The organism is Pontibacter sp. JAM-7 (assembly GCF_048548695.2).
Lineage (GTDB): Bacteria > Pseudomonadota > Gammaproteobacteria > Pseudomonadales > Balneatricaceae > Neptuniibacter.
In genome coordinates, this window is record NZ_JBLYIF020000002.1 from 293,888 (window position 1) to 307,963 (window position 14,076).

Consider the following 14,076-nt stretch of genomic DNA (forward strand, 5'->3'; position numbering starts at 1 on the left):
ATGATTGCTGTACAGTCTACTTATAAGCACCCTGCGAACATTCGTGTTGTCTCTGAGCGCAAGCCACTGCACTCTATTCAGGTCACCCATACACCGCAACATCAAGCGCTGGCCGGTAAAGTGACCGAAATTGTGGTTCAGGATCGGGAGCCTCAAACCCTGGCGATGCTGCTGCCATTGCTGGCGCAACTCAGTTTTGATCAGCGCTGGTTCTTATGGCTGGCACCGCCGGCGGGACTGGCAAAACCCGTGTTGCAAAATGCAGGTGTCGATTTGACTAAGGTGATGATGCTCAGCCCTGCAAACCAACATACTTTGCATAATCTTGCATGTAGAGCCCTGCAGACTGGCACCAGTCATCTGGTTATTTCAACTGAGCAAGGGTTTGATACTGAAGAGATGGCGGCCCTGAAAGATGCGGCACGGCTAGGCCAAAGTCATGCCATCGTGATTCGTTACTGTTAAAAAATAAGGCAGCCAACAGGCTGCCTTATTTCAATTAATGCAATGTATGTATTATCTCTGGCTCAGGCGCTTCTGGTTTTAAATCAGCCCCATTTTCTACCGCCAACTGAATGCCTGCAGTCAGCATAACGCGGGCAACATCCAGATACTGTTCGCTCAACTGATCTTTAAGCGCAGCTGAAAATTCGATTTTAATCATTGGCTCAGCGTCCAGCTCAGAAGAACGGACTGCCAACTCACCGTTATCAAGCTCTACGATTTCCAACACCATTTCTGAATGTTTATCCGTCACGTTATTTACCACTCTTGCATGGATTCTCGAAGGCTGGCAATCAGAGCCGACAGCTCAGACAACCAGCGCTCATATTCCGCAATCAACTCAGCATCTTCAGCATGATCCGGGTTGATCTGTAATACATGAATCTCGGACACGCTACTGACTTCAGCTTTTGGTTGTTGCTTATCAGCACCATGCCAACAGGCTTCATAAGCTGCTAGCAACTGATGCAGCCAGTTTTTTTGATCCGCTTCTAACTGACTTAGTCGTTTCAATTCCGGGCTTTCAACACCGGTGGCTTCGATCGTCGCCGCCAGGGACCGGTAACCATCTAACTGTTCTGTATCAACCCGGTAATACTCAGCTACCTCGCGTAAAAACGCATCATAGGTTGCCGCCAAGTGAAACAATACTGATTCATTAAATGACTCGATTTTAGCGTGTTTGTTCCAACTACTATCATCCTGAGCCGCCTTCAGGCACTCCAGATGAATCCGACTGAAATTCAACTTCTGGTTGGTTCTGGCAAGATATATTCCGCTCATGCATCACTCACTTAAGGTCAGTATCATGTGCTGTGGATCACTCAACGACCCACTTTCCACCCCGGTAGAATGCCTTCCAACCGGTCGCCTTGCCATTGACCTCCGTCATGATGTACTGCTCTTTACTCTTGCGACTATAACGGATTACGGTCGGATTACCATCTTCATCCTGTACAGGTGCCGAAAAGATAAAGCTGTATTTCGGATCGATTTCTGACTTATGAGGCAGCAGCTCAGCAACCTTTGGCGGCCGGGTTTCACGCTTACGCGGGAACTGACTGGCAGCAAGAAACAGCCCTGACGCACCATCCCGCAACACATAGGTGTCCTCTACCTTTTCACACTGCAGCTCCGGCATCGGCACTGGGTCCATTTTTGGTGGCGCAGCCTCCCCGCTTTTCAATAACTTACGGGTGTTTTTACAACCTTCACCCGTACAGCCAAAGAATTTACCAAAGCGACCGGTTTTGAGCTGCATCTCAGCACCACATTTATCACATTCTATGGTCGGGCCTTCATACCCCTTGATACGATATTCGCCCTTTTCAATTTCGAAGCCGCTGCAGTCAGGATTATTGCCACACACATGTAATTTGCGGTTTTTATCCACCAGATAAGAATCCATTGCACTGTCGCAAAGCTTACAGCGATGCTTGTTGCGCAAAATCCTTGATTCTTCTTCATCGTCACCATCGACACTAACAATCTCATCACCAGGAATAAGATTAATGGTGCTCTTGCACCGCTCTTTTGGAGGTAAGCTGTAACCTGAACAGCCCAGAAACACCCCAGTAGTGCCGGTACGAATCATCATCTTGCGGCCACAGTCAGGGCAGTCAATATCTGTTTCGGTAGGTGCATTCGGACGCATTTCATGCTCACCGCCCTGAGCTTCTTCCAGGGTATTGGTGAAATGCCGATAGAAACGTGACAACAGGTCTTTCCAGTCCGCTTCGCCTTGGGCGATTTCATCCAATCGCTCTTCCATTCGGGCAGTAAAGCTGTAGTCCATCAAATCGTTAAAATTTTCATTCAACCGTTCAGTAACAATATCGCCCATCTTCTGGGCATAGAAACGGCGGTTTTGTACTTCAACATAACCACGATCCTGAATTGTCGAGATAATCGCAGCATAAGTGGATGGGCGACCGATACCCCGCTTTTCCAGTTCTTTAACCAAACTGGCTTCGGTATAACGTGGCGCAGGTTTCGTAAAATGTTTTTTAGGATCAAGTTTTTGCAGCGTTAATTGCTCACCATCTTTAACATCTGGAAGAATGACATCCTCTTCACCCTTACCCTTGGAAGGCATTACCCGGGTATAACCATCAAACTGCAGAATACGTCCCTTGGTAACCAGCTCAAAGTCACCCGCAGCAACAGTAATACGTGAGCTCAGATATTTAGCCGGTGTCATCTGACAGGCTAAAAACTGGTTACGAATCAGATCATATAAACGTTCTGCATCGCGCTCCATCCCAGCTAACGCGCTACTCTTACGGCTCACATCGGAGGGGCGAATAGCCTCATGTGCTTCTTGAGCACCATCTTTGCTGCTGTAGCGTACAGGCTGCTCTGGCAGATAGGCTTTGCCAAACTGGTCCTGAATATACTCACGGCAGCCTTCAACTGCTTCAGCACTCAGGTTGGTCGAGTCGGTTCGCATGTAGGTAATATAACCAGCCTCATACAACCGCTGCGCCATCATCATGGTCTTTTTCACACCAAAGCCTAACCGTGTACTGGCGGCCTGCTGCAATGTTGAGGTGATGAAAGGTGCAGAGGGCTTACTGGAAGTCGGCCGGTCTTTACGACTGATAACTTTGTAGTTCAGCTGATTGAGTTGTTCCAGGTGTGCATTGGTGTCTGCCTCGGTAGTGGGCCTGAAAGACTCTCCCTGCAGACGGTGGACCTGCAAACGCAGGGCATCACCAGAAACCGTGTGGGTATCAGCATGAACTTCCCAAAATTCTTCGGGGATAAAACTACGGATCTCACGCTCACGCTCTACCACCAGTTTTACGGCAACGGACTGTACCCGACCGGCAGACAAACCACGTGCCACCTTTGCCCACAATAGGGGTGAGAGCATGTAGCCGACTATACGATCCAGAAACCGTCGAGTTTGCTGGGCATTGACGCGGTACATATCCAGGCTGGAGGGTTGGTCAAACGCTTCAGTAATGGCCTTTTTGGTAATTTCATTGAAGACCACCCGGCGGAAGCGGCTTTCATCGCCACCAATGGATTCGCGCAAATGCCATGCAATCGCTTCTCCCTCACGGTCAAGGTCGGTTGCGAGATAGATAGTATCTGCGTTTTTAGCCAGCTTCTTCAGCTCATCCACCACCTTTTCTTTGCCTGGTAGAATCTGATAATCCGCTTTCCAGTCAGCTTCGGGATTGATACCCATGCGGGTAATGAGCTGCTCTTTGGCTTTCGCCTGCTTGTGCGCAACTTTTTGTTCTGGCGTCATCTTGCGGGTGATGGCCGCTTGCCGGGCACGCTCTTTGGCGTCAGTTTTCGGTGCGCTACCACTGGTAGGCAAGTCACGTATATGGCCAACACTGGATTTAACAACAAAATTGTTACCCAGATATTTGTTAATCGTCTTGGCTTTGGCTGGCGACTCAACAATAACGAGTGATTTTCCCATGGACTATAACTTTTCCTCAGAGCGATCCGTTTCGCTCATTTATGACCTTTTAAATGGTATTGCGTAAGGTCATACATTGACGCAGAGTACATCGGCCAGTTTAATAAGCCCACCCTGTCAGATTGGCTGCATATATAAGTGCTGAAAATACAGGGGTCAAGCTGGATTTGCGATTTCTTAGTATGTATCGATCGACAAGCACGAATGCAACCGTATACTAGTAGAATCAATAAACCATTCAAATTTCAACACTTTTACGCAAGTAATCAGGCCAAATGCTACAAGATAATCTTATATATGTAGTTTTAATCGCGATTGTCGGCCTGGCTGCTCTGACAGTGAACTTTATTATCACTACCCGAGAAGAGCAGGAAGCCGCGCGCCAAAAACGCCTGAGCTGGCTGCAGGGACAATCAGAGCACCTGTTTCATGCCATTGCCATTCTGCGTGAGGCCAACTGTAAACCTGAAATTGTTACAAAACTTAATGAACATGCAGTTTCATTGCTGGACGAAATCAGTCTTCTCGCCCCCGACTCAGAACTCCTCGAGGCCACCACCCGCTTACAGCGCAATGCAGATAGTGCTCGACCAAACCCTGCAGTCTTTGCAAATGATAAAGCGCTAAAACGAGCGCAAATATACATTAATTTTGCTGGAAAGTTGGTGGTACAGCTGGCGCGGGGGGGTAAATTAACCCCTATTCTGGCACGCAGCTATCAGCAAGAACTCTACAGCCTGCGTATAAATGTGGTGGTTGAAGCACATATAAACCAGGGCACCCGATTTGAGGGCACCGGTGAAATCATGACTGCGCTTTCACACTTTAAACATGCTAAAGCCCTCTTGGTACGCGCCTCACTGCCCCGCCAACGAAAAACGGCCATGATGGAACGCGTCCAACAACTGATCAGCAACATTCAGCCGCAACGACCAAAATCCCGTGGCACTCTGGCTGACACCATTGACCGGATACTTTAACTTTCCAGATACTCAAAACGTGTGATTTCAGATCCATCAGGCTGTGTTACCGACGCCAGAAACAGTGATAACGGCCTGACCCAAACCGCTTCATCGCCATAACATTGTCGGTAGACCACCAGCCACTCCTCGGTTTCCGAGTGACGTGCCAGATAGAACACCTCATATTCAGCGCCTTTGTAATGGCGATAACGCCCAGCGGGTAAGTGTGGTATTTCAGAAGTTGGCATCTAACAGCCTTTCTAGTTGTGTTTTAATCTCTGCCAACGCCGTTTCGCCGCCCTCTTCTTGCCAGAACACACCGACTTCCACCGGGCTAGATTCGATCGCGGTGACATCTCCCGGCATCTGGGCAATAACATCAGTCAACAGTGCCAGCTGCGATTCGGAAAGACTTTTCTCGCCCAATAACCAACTCCAGCCCTCTGGCAAACCCAGATTTGCCAATGACTCAACCCTGACTGCGGTCCAGGGTGTGTGCTGAGTTCTCTGGCTCTTATCACGCGACTTCCTGGTTAACCGGTAAGAGGTAACATTGGTGGTTTCTCCCTCCATCTCACCTTTTGCCCGCGGTAGCGTAATCCGTTCCAACTGCACCCGGAAGCCCTCTTTTTTGGCATGCAGGCGCAGAGCAGCCTGATATTTCTGGCGCGCAGTCGGCATCACCCACATCATCGACCCGATCAGGGACATCATGATTAATACAATAATCATCCATTTCATATTTATGCTCCGCCTTAGGGGAAACCCTGCTTATTTTGCTGCTTCACTATAATTTGACTTAGGTCAGCCCACTGCCGCAGCAGCAACGCCAAATTGCCGCGCTATGCTAATCTCAAAAGAGAAGAAACAGAAGGAGTCATCATGCAACTCTACAAAAAGATACTATTGGCGCTGGACCTTACTGAGGAGTGCGCGCAACTCAGGGAAAAAGCGCGCATGCTGGCAGAAGCGAATGATGCAGCACTCTATCTAGCGCATGTCATTGAGCCTTTAAGCTTCGCCTACGGTGGTGACGTGCCCATTGATTTAGGCGTCATCCAGCAGCAGCTGGACGAACATGCCCACAAAAGCCTTGCCAGCTATGCTGATAAGCTGGGTTATCCCATCACCGAGCAAATGGTGATCACCGGGCACATTGAAACTGAGATTCACCGTATCGCCGAAGAGCGTGAGGTTGATCTTATCCTGGTCGGCAGCCATGGTCGCCATGGTCTAGCCTTGCTGCTGGGATCTACCGCCAATGGCATTTTACATGGTGCAAAATGCGATGTTCTGGCGGTAAGAATCAGTACCTGATCACTCTCCCTGCTGCATGGCCTCGAGTTCGACCCAACGCTCCATCAGTCGCTCGACCTCCTCTTCCTGCGTCTGTAACGCCTGCAGCCGGGCAGTGACGTGGTTTGCCTCCTGCTGATAAAACGCTGGATCACTGGTCTCCTGTTGCAGTGCAGCCAGTGCCGACTCGGCAAGTTCCAACACCTCGGGCAACTCATCCAACTCACGCTGCAACTTATAGCTAAGCTTTTTTACCGCTGGGCGTGGCTCAGTTACAACGGGTTTAATCTCGGCCTTTGCAGATTTATTATTGCTGCTCACCGGGCGTTGCCGCAGCCAATCGTTATAACCACCAACATACTCATTCACCACACCCGGCTCATCGAACACCAGCGTGCTAGTCACTACATTATCCAGGAAAGTTCGATCATGGCTGACCAACAGAAGTGTGCCGTCGAAATCCATGATGATCTCTTCCAGCAACTCCAGCGTCTCAACATCCAGGTCGTTGGTAGGCTCATCCAATACCAGCAGGTTAGCTGGCTGGCTGAACAGTTTGGCCAATAGCACTCGGTTCGTTTCGCCGCCGGACAGTGCTTTAACCGGAGTCCGGGCACGTTCAGGCGCAAACATAAAGTCGCTGAGGTAACTGATCAGGTGGCGGTTGCGGCCATTAAGGGTGATTGATTCCCGCCCTTCAGCGATGTTGTCCATGACCGATTTTTCCGGATCAAGCTGCGCCCGTAATTGGTCGAAATACGCAACTTTAAGGTTACTGCCCAAACGCACCTTGCCGCTATCTGGTTCCTGCTTGCCCAGCAACACATTCAACAGTGAGCTTTTGCCGGCACCATTGGGACCAATCAAACCCACACGATCGCCCCGTTGCAGCAGGAAATCCAAGCCACTGAACAATTGCTTGCCTTCAAAGCTAAGGCTGACATCGGTAAGTTCTGCAACCAGCTTGCCACTGCGGTTGGCTTCTTCCAGATTGAAACGCGCTTTACCTTGTCGCTCGAGCCGGTCTGAGCGCTCCTTACGCAGTGCTTTCAGCGCTCGCACTCGACCTTCATTTCGGGTCCGGCGTGCTTTTATACCCTGGCGGATCCAAGTCTCTTCCTGCGCCAGTTTTTTATCAAATTCAGCATTCTGTCTCGCCTCGTCTTCGAGCATTTTCTCCTTACGCTCAAGATAGGTGCTGTAAGAACCGGGAAAAGAGCTGAGAGTACCCCGATCCAATTCAACGATTCGGGTCGCCAACCTATCAACTAAAGCACGATCATGGGAGATCATCATCAACCCCCCCTTAAACTCCAGTAACCGCTGCTCCAACCACTCGATAGTTTCAATATCAAGGTGGTTAGTCGGCTCATCCAGTAACAGTAGTTGCGGGCTTTGTACCAGCGCAGCACCCAATGCCACACGGCGGCGCCAACCACCCGACAGTTCGGACATTAACCGGTCCCCAGGCAGGTTTAACTGTTCAATCACCCGTTGTACCCGCTGTTCCATATGCCAGCCGTCTACCGCTTCCAGTTCATGCTGCAAACGCTCTAGCGCTTTCAGGTCAGCGGCCTCACCTGCACCAGCGATACGGTCATACTCTTCACGCATAACACGAATGGAGGCTAAGCCCTCCGTCACCACATCAACCACCTTACGTTCATCCGCTGTCGGCATGGACTGTGATAGCTCTGCGATCTGGCAGGCGGGGTCGACCCAGAATTCACCACTATCAGCGGCATGCTGACTAGAAATAAGCCGCAACATGGTGGACTTGCCTGCGCCGTTCAAACCAACCAGTGCAACCCGTTCACCTGGGTCTATCTGGAAATCAACGTTCTGCAGAAGGGGTTTATCGCCAAAAGCAATAGAGATTTTATCGAGTCGAATCAGTGGCATATTTTTTCATGAAAAGTGGCTACAAAGGCGCTATTCTACTGGAAATCAGCACCCTTGCATGAAATTCCTGCATATTGGCAAAATCCCATTCAGTTATCGCCGTTTCTGCCGTATAAACAGGGAACAGATGTACTTATTACAATAAAAACGGACACAGGCCCAAAGGATGAAGCTTACCGTTACAACGATGTTATTGGCTGTTTTTGCCCTCCCCAGTCATCTGGCGCTTGCAGCACCTTCTGCCAAGCAACTACGCCACGACCGCACGCAATTCGAACAGGCACTGAGTCACCTGAACAAGAACCAAGTGACCGAGTTTCGTGCTCTACAGCAAGAATTACAGGATTATCCTTTAGCCATTTACCTTGACTACCACTACCTGCTGAAAAATCTAAACCATGTTTCCCAGGGCCAGATTGTTAGTTTTATCAACCGCGCCAGCGATTCCCCTTTGGCGGAGCGGCTGCATAAGAAATGGTTGAATCATCTGGCGAAGCAGCAACGCTGGGAAACCTATTTGACCCAATATGCCATTAGTCCCTTGCCAGAAACCCACTATATCTGCCAAAAACTGGTTGCGGAATTAAACACTGGCCAGGCGCAACAGGCGCTTAGTCAGGCTGCTGAACTCTGGCAGGTTGGCTATTCCCAACCGAAAAGTTGCGACCCGCTGTTTAGTGCATGGATGAAACAGGGCCACCCAACCACACATGAAGCCAACAACCGCTTTTGGAATGCCTTGGCAGATGAGGAGCTAGGTATTGCCAAGTACGCCTCACGCTTCGTAACTGAGCCGTCATTGCAGCAACAGCATAAGCACTTCTGGAATCTGTATCACAACCCAGCGCAGATCACGGCTAATTCACTGCAAAGCATCGACAAATCTCACCGCCCCGCTGCGCTGAGTCTGATCTTCAAAGGCTGGTTTAAGCAGCACCCAATCAGTGCTACCGAGCAATGGCTAAAACTCAGAGATAAGCTGCTGCCACGCGACCAGCAGCTGCCAATTACCGAATATATTGCCCTCAGACATAACTGGCGCTACCACCCTGATGCCATTCGTTTCAGCGCTGCGCTAGATCCTGAATACACCCTGCCATTGCTGACTGAAAGCCGTATAAGAAATGCGTTACGAGAACAGGACTGGCGGGCCGTGACACAAGGTATTGCGCATCTGCCGGCAGACAAAAAAGACAATCCTGCCTGGCGTTACTGGGCACTCATCGCCCAACAACACCTAGACCCGGCAGCCGATATTCAGCCACAGCTGGAACAACTGGCTCAGGATCGCAGTTATTATGGATTTTTATCTGCAGAACTCAGCAACAGTCGTTTTCAACTTAACCCACAAGCCACGCCCTTGGACCCTGAAGCACTTGAGAATATCGCCAATCTACCCGCTATCACACGCGCTAAAGAGCTATACCAGCTCGGCCGACTGATTGAAGCCAACCGCGAATGGTACGCAGTGAAACAAACGCTCAACCAAACGCAGCAAAGGTTGGCCGCAAGACTGGCTCATCAGTGGGGCTGGCACCTTCAGGCAATCATCATTGCGGCACAAACTGAAGACTGGGATAACATCAGTCACCGGTTTCCTCAGCCGCATGCCAGTTTATTTAAGTCTCATGCTATCAAACAGGGGCTGGACCTAAGCTTTCCCATTGCCATTGCCCGCCAGGAAAGCGCATTCCTGAGTAACGCCCACTCGCATGCAGGCGCACGCGGCTTAATGCAACTGATGCCAGCAACCGCCAAAATGACGGCCAAGCGACATAAGGTACCTTACCGCAACACCAGCCAGCTCAATAACCCTAATACCAATGTGGCACTAGGATCTGCCTACCTAAGTGACATGATGCAAAGATTTCAGGGCAACCCGGCATATGCCGCTGCGGCCTATAACGCAGGCCCACACAGAGTTAAGCGCTGGCTCAAGGACCGCGGGCACCTGCCACTGGATGTCTGGATTGAAACCATCCCCTTCTCCGAAACCCGCAAATACGTGCAAAACGTACTTGCATATCGGGTTATTTATGACCGGCTTGATGGTCGTCAGGCTAACCTGATGAATGAGCGCCAACTGGCACAACTGACACTGAATCTGACCCGACCCAGCGCCAGGCTGCAGTAAGTTCAGAATATGGAGGAATTGGAATGGATAGATATCGGGGTCAATCTCACTGACAGTGCTTTTGACAAGGATCGAAATGCTGTCATAGATGCCGCTGCAGCCGCCGGTGTCACCCGCATGCTCCTCACAGGCACGAGCTTGGCTGAATCAGAACAGGCCATTGCACTCGCTGAACGCTACCCAGGGCAGTTATTCTGTACCGTAGGGGTTCACCCTCATTACAGCAAAGACCACTCAAGTGCTGACTTCAGGCAGCTTGCATCACTGTTGCGCTCCCCCGGGGTGGTGGCTGTAGGTGAAACAGGGCTCGATTTTAATCGCAACTTTTCCACACCGGCTCAGCAAGAAAGTGCTTTTGAACACCAGCTCGAGCTGGCGTGTGACAGCGGCCTGCCGCTTTTTCTGCACGAGCGGGATGCACATGAGCGGCAAGTAGAAATGTTAAAGCATTACCGGAACCATATTAGCGGTGCTGTAGCACACTGTTTTACCGGGGATAAACAGGCGTTGTACAACTATTTAGATCTGGATCTGTATATTGGCATTACCGGCTGGATCTGTGATGAGCGCCGTGGCGTTGAGCTACAAACACTTATTAAAGATATCCCGGCCAACCGCCTGTTACTTGAAACCGACGCTCCTTATCTTATCCCCCGAGATATACAACCTAAGCCAAAATCACGCCGTAATATGCCGCAATACCTGCCGCATATTGCCAACAAAGTCGCCGAGCTTACCGCGCAGCCATTGGCAGCACTGGCGACACAAGTTAAAACCAATACCGAGCTATTGTTCAGACTAAACGCTCAACCCTGACCGGGAAGCGACTGCATAAACGTGCAAATTGCCTCTGCATCAAAAGGCCAATCTAACTCAGCCCCACTTTGCACTTCTCTTAATACCGGGATCCGTAACCCATAGGTATCAATCAGATCTTCTTCTGCAATATCAACCTGATATAGCTCACACTCTGCCGGGTTAAGCTGCGTCACCAGCAGTTCTGCCGCAACATCACACAAGTGGCACCCTGCAGTGCCAAGTAATTCAAGGTTGTATTTCACTTGTTTTCTCTTATGTCGGCTATCACAAAAATTATGATGCGTACGCACAAAGCATCCCTAACACCTCACTATAGAAACTCAAACCATAACCACCTAAAGCCTCGGCACGTCAGGAGTAATAGGCTTATACCCTTGGGTTTTAAAGCATTCTACTATTGGCCAAGAAGCATGCGGTTTACTTGCACTGCAACACGATTTAATAGATATTGAAGTCTTGGTCTGAAGATATCAATAGCTGCACATGGCGCTATAAGCCACTATTTAGCGACTGAATACAAAGGCGATTCCATGCAAAACAAAAGTAACCTGCTCTCCAATCCACAAGAATTTGTGGATTTTCTGAACACTGAAACCAAAAAAATGCTGGATATGTTCTACGCCTCTGGTGGCGATGACATATTCCGTCAATTCAGTCAGTCATGGACCGAACTGGCTAACCGCTCCTGGGAAGACCCTACCGTCTGGATTAAGGCATTCACCGATTACCAGCAGGGACAGATGAACCTGTGGAAAAACCTACTGACAGGCCAACAGGAAGATTCTGTTGCAGCACCTGCGCGAGGCGACCGTCGCTTTCAGGCAGAAGAGTGGTCCGCAAATCCTGTATTTGATTACATCAAACAATCTTATCTGTTGAGTTCAAAACTGCTGTCCGAAATGGCTGCCAATGCCAAATTGTCTGACGGCGAACAGAAGAAACTCGAGTTTTACACTCAGCAGTACATCGATGCGATGTCACCAACTAACTTTGCCTTCACCAACCCTGAAGTACTGCAACAGGCGCTGGAATCCAAAGGTCAGAGTCTGGTTGACGGCTTGAAAAACCTACTGGGTGACCTGGAAAAAGGCCGCATCTCCATGACCGATGAAGATGCATTCGTACTTGGCGAAAACATTGCCACCACTAAAGGTGACGTTGTTTACGAGAACGAAATGTTCCAGTTAATTCAGTACAGCCCAACCACTGAAGAAACCTATGCCAAACCGACATTGATCGTGCCACCCTGCATCAACAAGTTCTATATTCTTGACCTGCAGGAACATAACTCCTACGTCAAATACTGTGTTGATCAGGGCCAAACCACCTTCCTTATTTCATGGCTTAACCCAACAGAAGAACAGGGTTATATCAGCTGGGATGACTATGTAGAAAGCGGCATTCTCCAGGCGAGTGAAGTTGTCAAAGAGATCACCGGCAGTGACAAGCTGAATGCTGTGGCATGGTGTGTAGGTGGTACCCTACTGGCTACGGCCCTAGCAGTTATGGCGGCGCGTAAAGATACCTCTATCGGTTCAGCCACCTTCTTCACTACCCTGCTCGACTTTACCGACCCTGGTGACCTGTGTGTCTTTATCGACCAGCAGCAGGTTAAACAGCTGGAAAACAAGGTAAACAACCAGGGTTACCTCAATGGCCGCGAACTGGCAACATCATTCAACATGTTGCGATCAAATGACCTGATTTGGTCTTATGTTGTAAACAACTACCTGAAAGGCCAGACTCCACCACCGTTCGATATCCTGTATTGGAACAGTGACTCTACTAACCTGCCAGCTGCGATGTATACCTTCTACATCAACAACATGTATCTGGAAAACAAACTCATAGAAAAAGACGGCCTGACTATCTGTGGCGAGAAAATTGATCTCTCCAAGATCAAAATTCCCGTCTACTTCCTGTCAACCTATGAGGATCATATCGCACCGTGGAATGGTACTTTCTCCGGTACCGAATTACTCAAAGGTAAGGTTGAATTTGTTCTGGGTGCAAGCGGACACGTTGCTGGGGTTATCAACCCGGCATCTAAAAATCGTCGCCACTACTGGACTAACGGCGAGCTGGGTAAAAGTTGTGAGCACTGGCTGGAAACTGCTGAGAAGCAGGAAGGCTCTTGGTGGCCTCACTGGGCTGACTGGCTGAAAAAACGTGCCGGCAGCAAAGTACCTGCACCAACAGCACCAGGTAATGAGACCTATAAATCGGTTGAACCTGCACCAGGCCGTTACGTTGCTACCCGCATCAAGTAACAGCCAACAAGCATAAAAAACCGGAGCCTGTGCTCCGGTTTTTTATGCTCAGCTTTCCAGCCAAACCTCTTCCGCCCAATCCCAGATACTGGGCCAGTCATCCTCAGTCAGTTCGCCTTCCGCCCAATACAGGATATTGCCTTCCTGACTGATAGCATAAAACCCCAATGGCGACTCACACACAGGGATCAAGTAACGAGGCAGCCCTTCATTCCAAGCCCTGGATGCCAGGTCAGGCAAGTGCGTATGCAAACCAGGGTCTGCAGCCGTTGCTGGCTCAAGCGCTCCGTACACGACATCACTGACCGACAATAAGAATTGTTTATATTCTCTTGGCAGACCAATCAGTAGCTCTTCTTCTAACTCAACTAGTTGATCCTCATCGGGTAATTCAAGCGGTGTTGGTACCGCAACATGAGCAGCTCTCAAGCGTTCAATGGTTTCATCCACACCGGTTTCTCCTGAAATAGTTGCAGCATTGTAATGCGAGTCTTCAACAGTCTGCAAAGTGTTGTTGAAATTCACCTTCCCCCATTCGCAACAAACGCCATCCTCCAAGTTTACTGAACTCCACGATGCCACTTTAGACGTATTATCAAACAAATGGATAATGCATATTCAGGAGGTCTATAGATACTTTGCAAATTTATTACGTATAATCAAGCAACTGCGCTGCAACATATTTGCTTAAATAGAGCTACAGTTTTTAAGATGTTCAGCACGTAGATTCTAGGAACGCAGCGGTTTATG

General features: G+C 49.5%; 14 protein-coding genes. 6 read left to right on the top strand and 8 right to left on the bottom strand.

What is annotated here, in order from left to right; genetic code table 11:
• A complete protein-coding gene (locus tag ACFVYJ_RS03775) occupies positions 1–465 on the top strand; it encodes a cell division inhibitor SulA (RefSeq protein WP_419413639.1) in 465 nt (154 codons plus the stop codon).
• Between the two features lie 34 nt (positions 466–499).
• Here the strand turns inward: ACFVYJ_RS03775 and ACFVYJ_RS03780 are convergent, their stop codons facing one another.
• The 3 genes from ACFVYJ_RS03780 to topA are packed head-to-tail and all read right to left on the bottom strand — an operon-like array spanning position 500 to position 3,943.
• Positions 500–757, bottom strand: coding sequence for a hypothetical protein (locus ACFVYJ_RS03780; RefSeq protein ID WP_419413638.1), 258 nt, complete (start codon positions 755–757; stop codon positions 500–502).
• 5 nt (positions 758–762) lie between these two features.
• Complete coding sequence (locus ACFVYJ_RS03785) at positions 763–1,287, bottom strand: DUF6586 family protein (RefSeq protein WP_419413637.1); 525 nt, start codon at positions 1,285–1,287, stop codon at positions 763–765.
• Between the two features lie 37 nt (positions 1,288–1,324).
• Positions 1,325–3,943 carry a type I DNA topoisomerase gene (gene topA, locus ACFVYJ_RS03790; protein WP_419413636.1) on the bottom strand — a complete coding sequence of 873 codons (2,619 nt, stop codon included), beginning with the start codon at positions 3,941–3,943 and terminating at the stop codon, positions 1,325–1,327.
• 275 nt (positions 3,944–4,218) lie between these two features.
• On the opposite strand from topA, the gene ACFVYJ_RS03795 reads away from it, so the two are divergent.
• A complete protein-coding gene (locus ACFVYJ_RS03795; protein ID WP_419413635.1) occupies positions 4,219–4,923 on the top strand; it encodes a hypothetical protein in 705 nt (234 codons plus the stop codon).
• On the opposite strand, the gene ACFVYJ_RS03800 is transcribed toward ACFVYJ_RS03795, so the two are convergent.
• Both ACFVYJ_RS03800 and ACFVYJ_RS03805 read right to left on the bottom strand, forming a co-directional pair.
• Entirely contained in the window at positions 4,920–5,153 is a 234-nt protein-coding gene (locus ACFVYJ_RS03800) for a DUF1653 domain-containing protein (RefSeq protein WP_419413634.1), read from the bottom strand. The two genes, ACFVYJ_RS03795 and ACFVYJ_RS03800, sit on opposite strands and share 4 nt — an antisense overlap.
• Positions 5,140–5,646 (bottom strand): hypothetical protein, encoded by a 507-nt coding sequence (locus ACFVYJ_RS03805; protein WP_419413633.1) that lies wholly within the window; start codon positions 5,644–5,646, stop codon positions 5,140–5,142. The genes ACFVYJ_RS03800 and ACFVYJ_RS03805 overlap by 14 nt, the downstream gene beginning before the upstream one ends.
• A gap of 141 nt (positions 5,647–5,787) precedes the next feature.
• On the opposite strand from ACFVYJ_RS03805, the gene ACFVYJ_RS03810 reads away from it, so the two are divergent.
• Entirely contained in the window at positions 5,788–6,222 is a 435-nt protein-coding gene (locus tag ACFVYJ_RS03810; RefSeq protein ID WP_419413632.1) for a universal stress protein, read from the top strand.
• Here the strand turns inward: ACFVYJ_RS03810 and ACFVYJ_RS03815 are convergent, their stop codons facing one another.
• Positions 6,223–8,103, bottom strand: a complete 1,881-nt coding sequence (locus ACFVYJ_RS03815) for an ATP-binding cassette domain-containing protein (protein ID WP_419413631.1) — start codon at positions 8,101–8,103, stop codon at positions 6,223–6,225.
• A 166-nt stretch (positions 8,104–8,269) separates the two neighbouring features.
• On the opposite strand from ACFVYJ_RS03815, the gene ACFVYJ_RS03820 reads away from it, so the two are divergent.
• The gene (locus ACFVYJ_RS03820; protein WP_419413630.1) at positions 8,270–10,237 is read left to right on the top strand and encodes a transglycosylase SLT domain-containing protein; all 1,968 of its coding nucleotides are present in this window, start codon (positions 8,270–8,272) and stop codon (positions 10,235–10,237) included.
• Positions 10,238–10,246: 9 nt separating this feature from the next.
• A complete protein-coding gene (locus ACFVYJ_RS03825) occupies positions 10,247–11,053 on the top strand; it encodes a TatD family hydrolase (protein ID WP_419413629.1) in 807 nt (268 codons plus the stop codon).
• Here the strand turns inward: ACFVYJ_RS03825 and ACFVYJ_RS03830 are convergent.
• Positions 11,044–11,298: a glutaredoxin family protein gene (locus ACFVYJ_RS03830; RefSeq protein ID WP_419413628.1), complete on the bottom strand. Its 255-nt coding sequence runs from the start codon at positions 11,296–11,298 to the stop codon at positions 11,044–11,046. The genes ACFVYJ_RS03825 and ACFVYJ_RS03830 overlap by 10 nt on opposite strands.
• 288 nt (positions 11,299–11,586) lie before the next feature.
• Here ACFVYJ_RS03830 and ACFVYJ_RS03835 point away from each other — a divergent pair, with 288 nt between their 5' ends.
• A complete protein-coding gene (locus ACFVYJ_RS03835; RefSeq protein WP_419413627.1) occupies positions 11,587–13,326 on the top strand; it encodes a PHA/PHB synthase family protein in 1,740 nt (579 codons plus the stop codon).
• Between the two features lie 48 nt (positions 13,327–13,374).
• Here ACFVYJ_RS03835 and ACFVYJ_RS03840 read toward each other — a convergent pair whose 3' ends face one another.
• Positions 13,375–13,851, bottom strand: a complete 477-nt coding sequence (locus ACFVYJ_RS03840) for an SMI1/KNR4 family protein (protein ID WP_463254911.1) — start codon at positions 13,849–13,851, stop codon at positions 13,375–13,377.
• Positions 13,852–14,076 lie beyond the last annotated feature (225 nt).